This is a genomic window from Nesterenkonia halobia (genome assembly GCF_039536005.1).
Lineage (GTDB): Bacteria > Actinomycetota > Actinomycetes > Actinomycetales > Micrococcaceae > Nesterenkonia > Nesterenkonia halobia.
Window position 1 is genome coordinate 57,114 of sequence record NZ_BAAAYG010000009.1, and the last position, 13,957, is coordinate 71,070.

The window sequence follows — 13,957 nt, forward strand, 5'->3', positions numbered from 1 at the left end:
ACGATCAGCGGTGCTGCCAGCGCGGCTTGCGCTTCTCCTGGAAGGCGGCCATGCCCTCGGCCTGGTCCTCAGTGCTGAACAGCGCGTGGAACTGCCGCCGCTCGAGCAGCAGCCCCTGCTGCAGCGGCGTCTCGAAGGCGGCGGCGACGGTCTCCTTGGCCACCTGCGTCGCCGGCTTGGACTTCGAGGCGATGAGTTCGGCGACGGTCTTCGCCTCGGCCTCCAGCTCGCCGTCCTCGACCACGCGGGAGACCATCCCCATGCGCTCGGCCTCGGCGGCGTCGACGTGGCGACCGGTGAGGATCATGTCCATCGCCTTGGCCTTGCCCGCCGAGCGCGCCAGTCGCTGCGAGCCGCCCATGCCGGGGATGACGCCGAGGTTGATCTCCGGCTGGCCGAAGGTCGCGCCGCTGCCAGCGATGACGACGTCGGCCATCAGCGCCAGCTCGCAGCCGCCGCCGAGCGCGTAGCCGGAGACGGCGGCCACCACGGGGGTGCGCAGCGCGGCGAAGTCCTCCCAGCGGCGGAACCAGTCGGCCGCACGCATCTCGGCGGCGGATTTGTCGACCATCTCCTTGATGTCCGCCCCGGCGGCGAACGCCTTCTGCGAACCGGCCAGCAGGATCGCTCCGACCGAGTCGTCGGCGTCGAAGGCCGTCGCCGCGGCGACGACCTCGTCCATGGTCCGCTCGTCGAGCGCGTTCAGCGCCGCGGGCCGGTTGAGCTGGATCCGTCCGACCCGTTTGGCGGAGGACACCTTGATGGTCGCGTACGTCGGCTCAGTCATGCGGCAGCTCCAGGATCTTGTGCGGCACAGGGGTGAAGAAATGGTCGAGGAGGTCGTCGTCGACGTCGGCCAGCGTGGGCGGGCGCCACTGCGGACTGCGGTCCTTGTCCACCAGCTGGGCGCGGATGCCCTCGCGGAAGTCGTGGGAGCGCAGCATATGGACCCCGACGGTGTATTCCTGCAGCAGCGCCCCGGCCAGCGACAGGTCCCCGGCGGTGGCGATCGCCCGGTGGGCCACCCGCACCGAGAGCGGCGAGCGGGCACGGATGACCTCCGCGGCCTCTCCGGCCTCCGGCACGTCCTCGGTCAGCGCGTCGAGCCGGGCGAGGATGATGTCGACGTCGCCGCCGGAGTAGGCGTGGTTGATCCAGTCGGCGGCCGCGAGCGCGGACTCCTCGACATCACGGGTGAACTCGGCGACGACCTCGTCGGCGCCGCGCGCGGCCAGCGCATCGATGAGCGCGGCGATGTCGGCGGAGTCGATGCGCGCATCGGCCAGCCCCAGGTGGATCGCGTCGGCGGCGTCGAGGTGCAGTCCGAGCATCCCGGCGTGCAGACCCGTCTTGCGCGGGGCGCGGGAGAGCAGATGGGTGCCGCCGACGTCGGGCGAGAAGCCGATCGTCGTCTCCGGCATGCCCGCCCGGGTGCGCTCGGTGACCAGCCGATGGCTGCCGTGGGCCGAGAGCCCCAGGCCGCCGCCGAGGGCCAGCCCGTCCATCACGGCGATGTAGGGCTTGGGGAAGCGAGCGATCGTCAGGTTCATCCGGTACTCGGCCGCCCAGAAGTCCTCTGTGGCGAAGTGCGCCTGGTAGGCCGGAGTGCCGTCGGGCAGCACCGGGCCGCCGTCGACCTCCTGGTGCTCGACCATGTCGCGATGGACGCCGACGACGTCGCCGCCGGCCGACAGTCCCTTGTCCCCCGCGCCGCGGACCAGCACCTGCGCGACGGCGTCGTCGTCGGCCCAGTCCTCGAGCTGGACGAGGATCGCCTCGCACATCAGCTGGGTGAGGGCGTTCAGCGACTCCGGACGATTCAGCGTGATGATGCCGAGGTGGCCGCGCGTCTCGAACGCCACGTCCCCGGTGAACGTCTCCCTGCCCATCGCGCCTCCTCACTCCGGTGACCTGGATTTCTCCACGGTATCGGCACGCACAGGAGCATTCAACAGATGAGGCGCTGTCCCCTCAATCGGCGCGCACTCCGTGGCTCCGCGGTTCGGGGGCCAGCCGCCAGGGACGCACCAGGACCACCACGACGACGTTGGCGATCACCATCCCTGCCGCGATCACCGCGGCCATCGCCGTCGCGCCGGTGCCCAGCATGCCGACCACCGGGGCGGCGACGGCGCCGACGCCGAACTGCACCGCGCCCAGCAGCGCCGCGGCCGTCCCGGCGGTCTCCCCGTGCCGGGAGAGCGCCAGCGCCGGGGCGTTGGGCAGCGCCAGCCCTGCCGAGGCGAGCACCAGCCACAGCGGCAGCAGGATCCCGAGCAGCCCGCCGAAGCCGGTGACCGCGCAGAGCAGCAGCACCAGCCCGGCCAGCGCTCCGCCGGCCAGCGCCCCGGCGAGCACCTGCGCGGGGCTGAACCGGCGCAGCAGTCGCACGTTGCACTGCGTGGCGGCGATCAGCCCGACCGCCCCGGCGCCGAAGACGCCCCCGTACTGCTGCTCGTCCAGTCCGTACTGCTGCTGGAAGACGAAGGAGGAGCCGGAGACGTAGGCGAACATCGCCGCCATGGCCAGCCCGGCCACCAGGATCAGTCCCACGTAGGTGCGGTCGCGCAGCAGCCGCCCGCAGTCGCGCAGCGTGCCCAGCGGCCCGCCGTGTCGACGCCGCTCGGGCGGCAGGGTCTCGGGCAGCATCAGCGCGCTGGCGCAGAGGATGGCGACGCCGAAGCCGGCCAGCACCACGAAGACGCCGCGCCAGGTGGTCATCGTCAGCACGAGCCCGCCCAGCGTGGGCGCCAGCACCGGGGCCGCGCCCATGACGAGCATCAGCCGCGAGAGCGTCTTCGCCGCGGCCATGCCGGTGAACAGGTCCCGCACCACGGCCATGGCGACGACGGTGGCCGCCGCGGCCCCGAGACCCTGAAGCACGCGCAGCGCCCCGAGGGTGAGCAGATCCGGGGCGAGCACGCAGCCGATCGAGGCCAGGATGTGCAGCGCGACGCCGACCAGCAGCGGACGCCGCCGGCCGACGGCGTCGGAGAGCGGGCCGATCAGCAGCTGCCCGAGCGCGAGGCCGGCGAGCGTACCGGTCAGCGTCAGCTGGACCGAGGCCGCCGGCACCTCGAGCTGCTCGCCGATGGTCGGCAGCGCGGGAAGGTACATGTCCACTGTCAGCGGACCGATGGCGATGAGCACCCCGAGGACCAGCACCAGGCGCAGCCGCTGACCGGTGGTCATCCGCTCCCCCGGGGTCAGTTCGTCCTCCGCCGGGGAGTGCGGGGACGTCGACGAGCTCGCAGAATGCACCGGCTTCCTCCTCGACGTCGCGATGTCGATCAGGCGTTCCAGAGACCGTAGGAGTCGGCCAGGGCGGCGATCTTCTGCGCACGGGCCAGCCGCGGCAGGTAGGAGCCGTCGCCGATGGATCCGCCCTCCTCGTGCTGGGTGATCAGCTCGCGGGCCCACTCGAGCTCGTCGGGCGAGGGCGAGAGCCCGGCGTTGACCTGCTCCACCTGCCCGCGATTCAGCGAGAGCTTGCCGGTCATGCCCATCGAGGCGGTGACCTCGCAGGCCGCGGCGACGGCGTCGCCGTCGGCGTCGGCCGGGGTGGGGCCGTCGATGGCGCCGGGCAGTCCGCCGACGCGCGAGGCGATGACCAGCCGGGAGCGCGCGTAGGCCAGCGCCATCGGGTCGGCGGAGACGCCGACGTCCTTGCGGAAGTCGTTGGTGCCGAAGGCCAGCCTGAAGGTCCCCGGCGCCGAGGCGATCTCCGTGGCGTTCTCCACGCCGAGGGCCGACTCGACCAGCGCGATCACCGGCGTGCCGGCGCGCAGCCGCATGGCGGTGTAGGTGACCTGCTCGGGCCGCTCGGTCTCGGCGAGCATCACCCCGCGCAGCCCGTCGGCGCGGGACAGCGCGGCGACGTCGTCCTCCCAGTGGTCGCTGGTCGTCGGGCTGATCCGCACCCAGGCGGTCATGCCGCCGTTGAGCGCGGAGAGCACGCTCTGCCGGGCCTGGACCTTGGACTCGTCGGGCACCGAGGCCTCGAGGTCGAAGATCACCGAGTCCGCCTCGCTGGCCAGTCCCGGAGCGAAGTCCTCCTGGCGGGCGGCGTTGATGAGCAGCCAGGAGCGGGAGAGCTTGGCGGGCAGCGTGGCGGCACGACGGTTGCGGATCGGCATGGCCCCAGCCTAGCGCCCGCGGCGATGCTCGGGAGGATGCTCCACCGGCGTGACACGAATCGATGACGCGGAGTCGCCTCGTGGCCGCGCAGGCAGGTCAGTCGTCCGGCAGCACGGCCTCGGCGACGTCCGCCACCAGAGCATCCTCGTACTCCGCGTCAGCGTCGTGCCGTTCGGTCAGCACCACCAGGACGATCGGTCCGCCCTCCGGAGGATGGAGGACGGCGACGTCATGGCGCATCGCTCCCGCCCCGCCGGACTTCTCGGCGACGGACCATCCCTTGGGCGCACCCGCCCGGATGAGCGTGTCGCCGGTCGCGTTGCCGCCCATCCAGTCCAGGACCATGCGACGGTCTTCCTCGTCGAGCCATTCGCCGGCGACGAGGCGTTCCAGGTCCCCGGCGAGCGCATCGGCCGTGCTGGTGTTGGCCGTCTCCCCGGCGACGACGTCGTTGAGCTCCGGCTCCCGGTCGACGGGGCGGGTGGCGGAATCGCCGATGCCCTCCAGCGCGCGCCGGAGGCCCTCAGGGCCGCCGAGGTGCTCGAGGATGAGGTTCATCGCCGTGTTGTCGCTCTCTCTGACGGCGGCCTCGGCCAGCTCGCCCAGCGTCAGGCCGGTGTCGACGGCCTGCTCGGTCACCGGCGAGTATCCTGCGGCCTCGATGTCCGCCGACGTCCACTGCACGAGCTGACCGCGCTCCTCCGCCCCGGTGGAGTGGAGGAGGGCCGCGGCCGCGAAGGCCTTCATCGTCGAGGCGAAGCCGAAGCGCTCCCCGCCCCGATGGCTCAGCGTGCTCCCGTCGTCGAGATCGATCATGGAGACCCCGACTCGGGCGTCGTATTCCTGCTCCAGCTGGTCGACGGCGTCGACCGGGCTCGACGACGAGGACTCCTCAGCGGGGGACGTCGACCCGGCCGACGCGCCGACGTCGCCTCCTTCGGCGGGGAGGCCGGAGCAGCCCGAGACCAGCAGGGCCAGCCCGAGCGCCAGGGCGCCGGGCCTGAGCGAGGAGGAAGGCGACATGCACGCCACACTACCGCGCCGCCTCGTCGCTGACCTGGAGTCAAACACTGCACGCGACCCCCGAGCCATCCCGCCCCTGTTGCGCGGTTGACACCTCCCCCCGCGGCGTTCCATCATGATCCTCGGGCCATGGTTCATATTTGAACCGTGTCACGGAGGCGATCCCCCTCCCCTCCGCCGCCCACCCCGCAGGTTGCACACAGGTCGGATCTCCGTTCCGTCCGACCGTCGCATCTGCCGTCGAGAAGGCTCTGCTGGTCGGGTGCCGCGTCATCCCCCTTCAGCCGCATCCGACTCCTTCTCGCCCGGCGGGCGGGAGGCCGTTCTCCCCCGATTCAGGCCTCCCGTCCGCCCCCTCCTCCAGCGGGTTTCGCCGCGGTCGCGCCGGCGTCGTATTCTGACACCATGCCGTTCCCGCTCCCCCTCTCCGCGCGTCCGCGACGTGCCCTCGTCGCCGTCTGCCTGGCCGCGGCGCTGGCGCTGACCGGCTGCGGGGACGACGCCCAGGAGCAGGGCGTCGGCCCGGATGCGGACACCGACGCCGACAGCGATCTGCCGGCCCCGGCGCACGCCGAGGACGACACCGTCCGGCTCACGATCGGGCTGGTCAGCCCGGAGAACCAGCAGGCCGACGCGCCGATCTCCGAGGACGGCGAGCTGCTCGACGCCGAGGACGGTCCGACGGTCCAGGAGCGCGAGATCGCCCGGACGGAGAGCTTCGGCTGCCAGGACACCGTCAGCATCGTGCGCACGGTGCCGAAGCTGACCGACGACCCGCTGGGCGAGTCGCTGCGCTTCATCGTCGAGGACACCCGCACCGAACACGGCGACCCCGCCTTCTCCAATCCGCTGGCGGACTCCGAAGAGCTGAGCCTGGAGTCGGCGAGCGTCGACGGCGACACCGTCACCGTCGAGCTGGGCGGGGAGATCACCACGCGCAGCGTCTGCGAATCCTGGCAGCTGCTCCAGCAGCTGGACGCCACCGCGCGCGCGGCCGCCGGCGCGGACGAGGCCGAGGTGCTGCTCGACGGCGAGCCGCTCTCCCGGCGGCTGGGCCTGGGCGAGGACGTCGCCGACGCGGCGCTGCGCCCGATCTCCGGCTGAGCCGGCCCGCCTCGATCCGCCCGGAGTCCTCAGTCGATCAGCAGGCCGGGCTCCTCCAGCACCGAACCGACGTCGGTGATGAACCGGCCGGCGTGCTCGCCGTCGATGAGCCGGTGGTCGAAGGATCCGCCGATGGTCATCACATCGCGCGGCACCACCTGCCCGTCGACGACCCAGGGCTTCTTCCGCACCTGACCGAGGGCGACGATGGCCGACTGGTCCGGCGGCAGGATCGGGGTGCCGCCGTCGAGGCCCAGCGGGCCGATGTTGGTGATCGACAGGGTCCCGCCCTGCATCTCCGCCGGCGTGGTCCGCCCCTCGCGGGCGTCGACGGTCAGCTGGGTGATCGCCGCGGCCAGCCCGCGGGTGCTGAACGTCTGGGCCTCGTGGATCACCGGCACCACCAGCCCGCGCGGGGTCGCGGCGGCGATGCCCAGGTTCACGTAGTTCTTCAGCACGTAGTGCGACTCGTGCCAGCTGGAGTTGATCTGCGGGTTCCGCCGCGCCGCCCAGATGATGGCCTTCGCCGCGAAGAGCATCGGCGAGACGCTCAGCCCCTCGTAGGAGGGATCCTGCCGCAGCGCCGCGCGGACCTCCATCGTCCGGGACACGTCGATCTCCTTGAAGACCGAGACGTGCGGGACGTTCTGCGCCATGTCGGTGACGTTGGCCGCCGTCGCCTTCCGCACCCCGCGGACGGCGATGCGCTCCTCGCGCTCGGCCTCGGGACGCAGCTTGCCGTTGAAGGCCGGCTCCGGAGGAGTCGTCGGCTCGGCGGGTTCCTCACCGGGGGCGGCCTTCTTCTGCTGGGCCCGGCGCTCGACGTCGTCGCGGGTCACCTGCCCCTCGCGGCCGGAGCCGACCAGCTCCCAGACGGCGACGCCGAGCCGCTTGGCCAGCGCGCGCACCGGCGGGCTGGCCTTGGCGACCATCTCGGCGAGATCGCGGCCGTGGCGCGGCTGGCCCGCCGCGGCGCCGGCGACCCCGCCGGCCGGAGCGGACATCGGCGGCAGGTCCGAGTCGTCGACGAGTCCGAGGTCGGCGTGCCGGGTCCGCGGGCGACGCCGCGGCGCGTCGGCCTTCGGCCCCGAGCCGATCAGCGCGCCGGAGTCCGACGACGCCCCGGAGGAGGAGCCGGAGGCGCCGGAAGTGCCGGAGGAACCGGCCGCCGCGTCGCGCCTCGGCTCGCCGGCGCCGTCGCCGGAGGCCGCCGTCGCCGCGCTCGTCGTGCTCCCGGCGTCGTGCTCGGCGTCGCCGGAGTCCTCGGCGTCGTCCTCGTCGTCGTCCGCGCCCTCGCCACGGATGCGGATCAGCGGGCTGCCGACCTCGATGGTCTCGCCCTCGGCGACGACCAGCTCGCGGACCTCGCCGGCGAAGGGCACCGGCAGCTCGACCAGCGACTTCGCCGTCTCGATCTCGACGACGATGTCATTGACCGCGACGGTGTCGCCGACCGCCACACGCCACGACACGACCTCGGCCTCGGTGAGGCCCTCGCCGACGTCGGGGAGGTTGAAGGTGTCGACCATGGTCAGTGTCTCCTCAGCTGATCAGTGGCTGCTGTCTGCAGATGCCCCGGGTGCGGACCCCGCGGCGGGACGACGGTCAGACCGGCGACGAGGCCCGGGACGAGTGCGCGACGCTGCGCTCGACGGCCTCCAGCATCCGGTCGATGTCCGGCAGGTAGCGGCCCTCCTGGTGGGACGGCGGATACGGCATGTGGAATCCGCCGACGCGCAGCACCGGCGCCAGCAGCCGGTGATGGGCGCGCTCGGCGACCCGGGCGGCGATCTCGGCGCCGAAGCCGCCGAAGGTCGGCGCCTCGTGGGCGACGACCAGCCGGCCGGTCTTCGCCGCCGAACGGGCGATGGTCTCGTCGTCGAGCGGGCTGATCGAGCGCACGTCGACGACCTCCAGGCTGCGGCCGTCCTCGGCGGCGGCCTCGGCGGCGGCGAGCGCCACCGGCACCAGCGGCCCGTAGGTCGCGATCGTCGCATCCGAGCCCTCGCGGATGACCTGGGCGGAGTGCACGTCCTGCGGCGCCGCGGCGGTGTCCACCGGGCCCTTGAGCCAGTAGCGCCGTTTGGGCTCCATGACGATCACCGGGTCCTGCGAGGCGATCGCCGCGCGCGTCATCCAGTAGGCGTCCTGCGGGTTCGACGGCGCGAGGATCCGCAGCCCGGCGGTGTGGGCGAAGAGCGCCTCCGGGGACTCCGAGTGGTGCTCGATCGAGCCGATGGAGCCGCCGTAGGGCAGTCGGATGGTCACCGGGACGGAGACCGCGCCCTCGGTGCGGTTGTGGATCTTGGCCAGCTGGGTGGTGATCTGGTTGAAGCCCGGGAAGACGAAGCCGTCGAACTGGATCTCGGCCACCGGACGGTAGCCGCGCATCGCCATGCCGATCGAGGTCCCGACGATGCCCGACTCCGCCAGCGGGGAGTCGACCACGCGGGTCTCGCCGAACTCGGCCTGCAGCCCTTCGGTGACGCGGAAGACCCCGCCCAGCGGGCCGATGTCCTCGCCGATCAGCAGCGTCGTCGGGTCCTCGGCCAGCGCGTCGCGCAGGGCGGCGTTGATCGCCTTGGCGAGGACCATCTCACGGATCTCGGAACCGGCCTCGGCCATCAGGCACCGCCCTTCCCGCCGGCGGCGGAGTCCTCCGCGAAGCCGGCCTCGTAGTCGCGCAGCCAGGCCTTCTCCACCTCGATCTGGCGGTGCGGCTCGGCGTACACGGTGTCGAAGTTCTCCTCCAGGGTGACCGGCGTCAGCTCGTGGATCGAGCGCCGCAGGTCGGAGGCGAGGTCCTGCGCCTCGGCCTCGACGGCCTCGACGAAGGCGTCGTCGATCAGCCCGCGGCCGCGCAGCCAGGTGCTGTAGCGCGCCACCGGGTCCTTCGCGCCCCATTCCTCGACCTCGTCGGCCGTGCGGTACTTGGTGGGGTCGTCGGCGGTGGTGTGCGCGCCCATGCGGTAGGTGACCGACTCGATGAGCTTGGGCCCGCCGCCGCGGACCTGCTCGGCCATCCGCGCGGCGACGGCGTAGCTGGCCAGCACGTCGTTGCCGTCGACGCGCACGCCCTCGAAGCCGTAGCCGGCCGCGCGGTCGGCCAGCGGCCCGCGCGCCTGGGTCGTCGAGGGGACCGAGATCGCCCACTGGTTGTTCTGCACGAAGAACAGCACCGGCAGCTCGTAGGAGCTGGCGAAGACCATCGACTCGTGGACGTCGCCCTGGCTGGAGGCGCCGTCGCCGAAGCAGGCCAGCACCAGCTCGTCGCGGGCGGACTCCACGCCGGCGGCGGCGTCGCGCTGGATGCCCATCGCCCACCCGGTCGCATGCAGCGTCTGGCTGGCCAGTACGACGCCGTAGGCGTTGAAGCGGTGATCCTGGGGGCGCCAGCCGCTGTGGGCAGTCGCCCGGAACTGGGCGACCAGCTGCTGCGGCGTGATCCCGCGGTGCAGCGCCATGACATGCTCCCGGTAGGTCGGGAAGATCATGTCGGTGTCCCGCAGCGCGGTCACGGTGCCGGCCTGCGCACCCTCCTGGCCCAGCGCCTGCACCCAGAGGGCCAGCTGACCCTGCCGCTGCAGCGAGGTCGCCTCGGCGTCGACGCGGCGCTCCACGACCATGGAACGGTAGAGATCGCGCAGCGTCGACTCGTCGAGGGCCTCGACGTACGGGCTGTACGTCTCGTCCTCGGTGAGCGTCCCGTCGGGCGCGAGCAGCTGGATGGGCTGCACGGCGTGCTCCTCTCCGGTGGCTGACTGGTTCCGACCAGCGTCCATTGTCTCACCTGCCATCAGCTTGCGCGCCGCAGCTCCGGCAGATTCCGACACAACGCGATCAGCCGGTCGTTCGCCTCCGGCTCGCCGATGCTGACGCGGACGCCGTCGCCGTCGAAGGCGCGCACCGCCAGCGCCTGGACGCCGGCGGCGTGGGCGAAGTCTCCGGCGCGGTCCCCCAGCGGAAGCCACAGGAAGTTGCCCTGCGCCTCGGGGACGGTCCAGCCGTCGTCGAGCAGCGCGGCACGGACCCGGTCGCGCTCGGCGATGAGCGTCTCCACCCGCGAGCCCACCTCGTCGGTGCTGGCCAGCGAGGCGACGGCGGCCGCCTCGGCGACGGTGGAGACCGCGAAGGGCGGGGCGACGGCGCGCAGATGCCGGGTGAGCTCCTGCTGGGCCAGCGAGTACCCGACGCGCAACGCCGCCAGCCCGTGGGCCTTGGAGAAGGTCCGCAGCACGGCGACGTTGGGGTGCCGCCGGTAGAGCGCGAGCGCGTCCAGCCGGTCCTCGCCGCGCACATACTCCTGGTAGGCCTCGTCGATGACCACGACGACGTCGCGCGGCACCACGGCGACGAAGTCCGCGACCTCGCGGTGGGTCAGCGCCGGCCCGGTGGGGTTGTTCGGCGTGCAGAGCATCACCACGCGCGTGCGCTCGGTGATCGCCTCCAGCATCGCCGGCAGGTCGTGGCGGCCGTCGGCGGTGACCGGCACCATCACGTCGCGCGCGCCGGCGGTGCGCACCACGATCGGGTAGGCCTCGAAGGACCGCCAGGCGTAGACGACCTCGTCGGGCTCGCCGTCGGAGCCGCTGCCGACGAAGGCGTCGAGGATCTGGGTCAGCGCGCCCAGACTGCCGGTGCCGGCGACCAGGTCCTCGGCCGGCACCTGAAGATGCTCGGCGAGCGCGGCGCGCAGCGACTCGGCGGTCGGGTTCGGGTACCGGTGCAGCGTGTCGACGGCGGCGACGGCGCGGGCCGCGGCCGGGACGGGGCCGAGCGGGTTCTCGTTGGAGGAGAGCTTATACGGCGTCAGCCCTTCGGCCGGCGTCGGCGGACGGCCCGCCGAGTAGGCCGGCAGCCGGGACAGCGCCGGACGCGGGGTCACCGTCTCGGCGATCGGCCGGTCCAGCCGCACGGCGGCGAGCGGCTCCTCGGGACCGCGGAGGTCTGAGCTCATGTCGGGGCTCCTCTCAGACGGCGGCGAGCGCCGCATGCGACGATGGTCTCGTGAGAATCCTACTGGCGATCCTGCTCAATGCCTGCGCCCTGGGCGCGGCGGCCTTCCTGCTCCCGGGGATCGGCGTCGACGGCGCCGGCCGGGGCGCCGGCGAGCTGCTGCTGGCCTATCTCTTCGTCGGCGCGGTCTTCGGCGTCGTCAACGCGATCATCAAACCGGTGCTCTCGCTGCTCGCGCTGCCGATCACCTGTCTCACGCTGGGGCTGTTCACCGTGGTCATCAACGCCGCGATGCTGCTGCTCACCGGCTGGCTGACCTCCTTCACCCCGGTGCACTTCGTCGTCGACAGCTTCTTCTGGGACGCGGTGCTCGGCGCGATCATCGTCTCGGTGGTCTCGGCGGTGCTGAACTGGTTCGTCGTCTCCCCGGCCACCGCCGGGCGCGAGCGCTGAGGCGAGCGCCGGAACAGGCGCTCGGAGGAGCGCCGGGACGGGCGCCGGGGCCCGGGACGGGCCCGCCCGCCGTCGGGCCCCGTGGCAGAATGACACCATGACCGACTCCTCCTCCGCGTCCACTCCCCTGTCCTCCGACCAGCCCCGGGTGCGCCTCGCCGAGGCCGAGCCGGCGATCGCCCTGGGCCCGCTGGACGGCCGGTACCGCTCCGCCGTCGCGCCGCTGATCGACCACCTCTCCGAGGCCGCGCTGAACCGCAACCGCGTCCACGTCGAGGTCGAATGGTTCGTCCATCTCTGCCGCGAGCGCGCGCTGGAAGGGCTGCCGGATCTGACCGACGAGCAGATCGCCGGACTGCGCGCGATCGTCACCGGCTTCGGCGCCGAGGAGGTCGCCGAGCTGAGCACCATCGAGGCCGAGACCGTCCATGACGTGAAGGCCGTGGAGTACTTCATCGCCCGCCGGCTGGAGCCGCTGGGTCTGGGCGAGCTGACCCCGCTGGTGCACTTCGCCTGCACCAGCGAGGACATCAACAACCTCAGCTACGCCGTCGGCATCCGCGACGCCGTCGAGCAGGTCTGGCTGCCCGCCGCGCGCACCACGCTCGAGCAGCTCGCGGCGCTGGCCGAGCGCGCCGCCGAGGTGCCGATGCTCTCGCGCACCCACGGCCAGCCGGCGACGCCGACCACGCTGGGCAAGGAGATCGCGGTCTTCGTCCACCGGCTGTCCCGGCAGATCCGGCGCATCGAGTCGCAGGAGTACCTGGGCAAGATCAATGGCGCCACCGGCACCTACGCCGCCCACCGCACCGCCGCGCCGGGGGTCGACTGGCCGGAGGTCTCGCGGCGCTTCGTCGAGACGCTGGGGCTGACCTTCAACCCGCTGACCACCCAGATCGAGTCGCACGACTTCCAGGCCGAGCTCTACGCCGACGTCGCGCGGTTCAACCGGATCCTGCACGGCCTCTGCGTGGACATCTGGAGCTACATCTCCATCGGCTTCTTCCGGCAGATCCCGGTGGCCGGGGCGACGGGCTCGTCGACGATGCCGCATAAGGTCAACCCGATCCGCTTCGAGAACGCCGAGGCGAATCTGGAGGTCTCGAACGCGCTGCTCGACGCGCTGGGCTCGACGCTGGTCGAGTCCCGGTGGCAGCGCGACCTGACCGACTCCTCGGGCCAGCGCAACATCGGCACCGGGCTCGGCCACTCGGTGCTGGCGCTGACCAACGTCACCAAGGGGCTGAAGCAGCTCGACGTCGCCGAGGAGACCATCGCCGCCGACCTCGACGCGAACTGGGAGGTCCTGGGCGAGGCGATCCAGACGGTGATGCGCGCCGAGGCGATCGCCGGCACCGAGGGCCTGGACAACCCCTACGAGCAGCTCAAGGAGCTCACCCGCGGCCGGCGGGTGGACGCGGAGAAGCTGCAGGAGTTCGTCGCCTCGCTGGGGCTCTCCGCCGAGGCCGCCGATCGGCTGAAGAACCTCACCCCCGCCGAGTACACCGGCCTGGCCGCCGAGCTGGCCCGGGAGTTCTCCGGGCGCTGAGCTCCGCGGCCCTCCCGCATCGAACGGGGCATTCCTCGGGGTGCTCGGCGCTGCGGCGCCCGCACGCCCCGAGGGATCCCCCGTTCGACGGGCCGGCGACGGTCCCGCCGGCGAGAGGACCGGGCTATCCTGCCCGGCATGCGAGTCGATCGTGCCGCCCGCCGCATCGACGCCGACCTGCCGGCGGTGTTCGCGGCCTTCACCGACGCCGAGCTCTTCCTCGCGTGGCTTCCCCCGGCGGGGATGTCCGGGCGACTGGAACGCTTCGAGCCGCAGGTCGGCGGCGGCTATCGCATGGTGCTCAGCTATGACGAGCCCCCGCCGGGCGGCGGCAAGGCCGACGCCTCCTCCGATGTCGCCGAGGCGCATATCGCCGAACTGGACCCGGCCGGACGCATCGTCTGGGAGGTGGAGTTCCCCTCCGAGGATCCGGCGGCCGCCGGTCTGATGACGATGACCTGGACGCTCAGCCCCGCCGACGACGGCACCCTGGTGAGCGTGGCCGCCGTCGACGTCCCCGCGGCGATCTCCCCGGAGGCCCACGCCGAAGGGCTGCGCTCCTCGTTGGCGCAGCTGGCGACGGTGGTCGGTCGCCGCTGACGGCCGGCAGATCTTGCCCCGCCGCCCGGTCGGCAGAACGATGGGACCCGGACGACGCATCGCCGTCGTCACCGTCGGCGTCCTGCGACGCGGCGGATCCACCCCGTCTGCGGAAGGCACCCCCATGGCCATCGG

The 13,957-nt window shown here is 72.7% G+C and carries 13 protein-coding genes; 4 read left to right on the top strand and 9 right to left on the bottom strand.

Translation table 11 applies throughout. The features are described from left to right. Positions 1-4 precede the first annotated feature (4 nt). The 5 genes from ABD652_RS10830 to bla all read right to left on the bottom strand — a co-directional run bounded on the left by ABD652_RS10830 (position 5) and on the right by bla (position 5,160). Positions 5-787, bottom strand: a complete 783-nt coding sequence (locus ABD652_RS10830; protein ID WP_344721193.1) for an enoyl-CoA hydratase-related protein — start codon at positions 785-787, stop codon at positions 5-7. Next, complete coding sequence (locus ABD652_RS10835; protein WP_344721195.1) at positions 780-1,889, bottom strand: 3-hydroxyisobutyryl-CoA hydrolase; 1,110 nt, start codon at positions 1,887-1,889, stop codon at positions 780-782. Before ABD652_RS10835 ends, ABD652_RS10830 begins: the two co-directional genes overlap by 8 nt. A gap of 82 nt (positions 1,890-1,971) precedes the next feature. Further along, positions 1,972-3,261, bottom strand: coding sequence for a multidrug effflux MFS transporter (locus tag ABD652_RS10840; protein WP_344721197.1), 1,290 nt, complete (start codon positions 3,259-3,261; stop codon positions 1,972-1,974). 29 nt (positions 3,262-3,290) lie between these two features. Next, entirely contained in the window at positions 3,291-4,136 is an 846-nt protein-coding gene (locus ABD652_RS10845) for an HpcH/HpaI aldolase/citrate lyase family protein (protein WP_344721199.1), read from the bottom strand. 97 nt (positions 4,137-4,233) lie between these two features. Beyond that, a complete protein-coding gene (gene bla / locus ABD652_RS10850; RefSeq protein ID WP_344721201.1) occupies positions 4,234-5,160 on the bottom strand; it encodes a class A beta-lactamase in 927 nt (308 codons plus the stop codon). Between the two features lie 405 nt (positions 5,161-5,565). On the opposite strand from bla, the gene ABD652_RS10855 reads away from it, so the two are divergent. Then, positions 5,566-6,264: a hypothetical protein gene (locus ABD652_RS10855; RefSeq protein WP_344721203.1), complete on the top strand. Its 699-nt coding sequence runs from the start codon at positions 5,566-5,568 to the stop codon at positions 6,262-6,264. A gap of 29 nt (positions 6,265-6,293) precedes the next feature. Here ABD652_RS10855 and ABD652_RS10860 read toward each other — a convergent pair whose 3' ends face one another. From ABD652_RS10860 to ABD652_RS10875, 4 genes are all read right to left on the bottom strand, one after another. Further along, a complete protein-coding gene (locus ABD652_RS10860) occupies positions 6,294-7,793 on the bottom strand; it encodes a dihydrolipoamide acetyltransferase family protein (RefSeq protein WP_344721205.1) in 1,500 nt (499 codons plus the stop codon). A gap of 76 nt (positions 7,794-7,869) precedes the next feature. Then, entirely contained in the window at positions 7,870-8,889 is a 1,020-nt protein-coding gene (locus ABD652_RS10865) for an alpha-ketoacid dehydrogenase subunit beta (protein WP_344721207.1), read from the bottom strand. Next, a complete protein-coding gene (locus tag ABD652_RS10870; protein ID WP_344721209.1) occupies positions 8,889-10,001 on the bottom strand; it encodes a thiamine pyrophosphate-dependent enzyme in 1,113 nt (370 codons plus the stop codon). The genes ABD652_RS10865 and ABD652_RS10870 overlap by 1 nt, the downstream gene beginning before the upstream one ends. 59 nt (positions 10,002-10,060) lie before the next feature. Continuing rightward, positions 10,061-11,221 carry a histidinol-phosphate transaminase gene (locus tag ABD652_RS10875; RefSeq protein WP_344721211.1) on the bottom strand — a complete coding sequence of 387 codons (1,161 nt, stop codon included), beginning with the start codon at positions 11,219-11,221 and terminating at the stop codon, positions 10,061-10,063. Between the two features lie 50 nt (positions 11,222-11,271). Between ABD652_RS10875 and ABD652_RS10880 the strand changes: the two genes are divergently transcribed. The 3 genes from ABD652_RS10880 (at position 11,272) to ABD652_RS10890 (ending at position 13,822) form a co-directional block, all read left to right on the top strand. Beyond that, complete coding sequence (locus ABD652_RS10880; RefSeq protein WP_344721213.1) at positions 11,272-11,673, top strand: phage holin family protein; 402 nt, start codon at positions 11,272-11,274, stop codon at positions 11,671-11,673. A gap of 97 nt (positions 11,674-11,770) precedes the next feature. Further along, positions 11,771-13,222: an adenylosuccinate lyase gene (gene purB / locus ABD652_RS10885; RefSeq protein ID WP_344721216.1), complete on the top strand. Its 1,452-nt coding sequence runs from the start codon at positions 11,771-11,773 to the stop codon at positions 13,220-13,222. 138 nt (positions 13,223-13,360) lie between these two features. Then, complete coding sequence (locus tag ABD652_RS10890) at positions 13,361-13,822, top strand: SRPBCC domain-containing protein (RefSeq protein WP_344721218.1); 462 nt, start codon at positions 13,361-13,363, stop codon at positions 13,820-13,822. Positions 13,823-13,957 lie beyond the last annotated feature (135 nt).

Coding starts and splice junctions, on each gene's coding strand:
- ABD652_RS10830 (WP_344721193.1), bottom strand. CDS start 787: ATGACTGAGCCGACGTACGCGACCATCAAGGTGTCCTCCGCCAAACGG.
- ABD652_RS10835 (WP_344721195.1), bottom strand. CDS start 1,889: ATGGGCAGGGAGACGTTCACCGGGGACGTGGCGTTCGAGACGCGCGGC.
- ABD652_RS10845 (WP_344721199.1), bottom strand. CDS start 4,136: ATGCCGATCCGCAACCGTCGTGCCGCCACGCTGCCCGCCAAGCTCTCC.
- bla (WP_344721201.1), bottom strand. CDS start 5,160: ATGTCGCCTTCCTCCTCGCTCAGGCCCGGCGCCCTGGCGCTCGGGCTG.
- ABD652_RS10855 (WP_344721203.1), top strand. CDS start 5,566: ATGCCGTTCCCGCTCCCCCTCTCCGCGCGTCCGCGACGTGCCCTCGTC.
- ABD652_RS10860 (WP_344721205.1), bottom strand. CDS start 7,793: ATGGTCGACACCTTCAACCTCCCCGACGTCGGCGAGGGCCTCACCGAG.
- ABD652_RS10865 (WP_344721207.1), bottom strand. CDS start 8,889: ATGGCCGAGGCCGGTTCCGAGATCCGTGAGATGGTCCTCGCCAAGGCG.
- ABD652_RS10875 (WP_344721211.1), bottom strand. CDS start 11,221: ATGAGCTCAGACCTCCGCGGTCCCGAGGAGCCGCTCGCCGCCGTGCGG.
- purB (WP_344721216.1), top strand. CDS start 11,771: ATGACCGACTCCTCCTCCGCGTCCACTCCCCTGTCCTCCGACCAGCCC.
- ABD652_RS10890 (WP_344721218.1), top strand. CDS start 13,361: ATGCGAGTCGATCGTGCCGCCCGCCGCATCGACGCCGACCTGCCGGCG.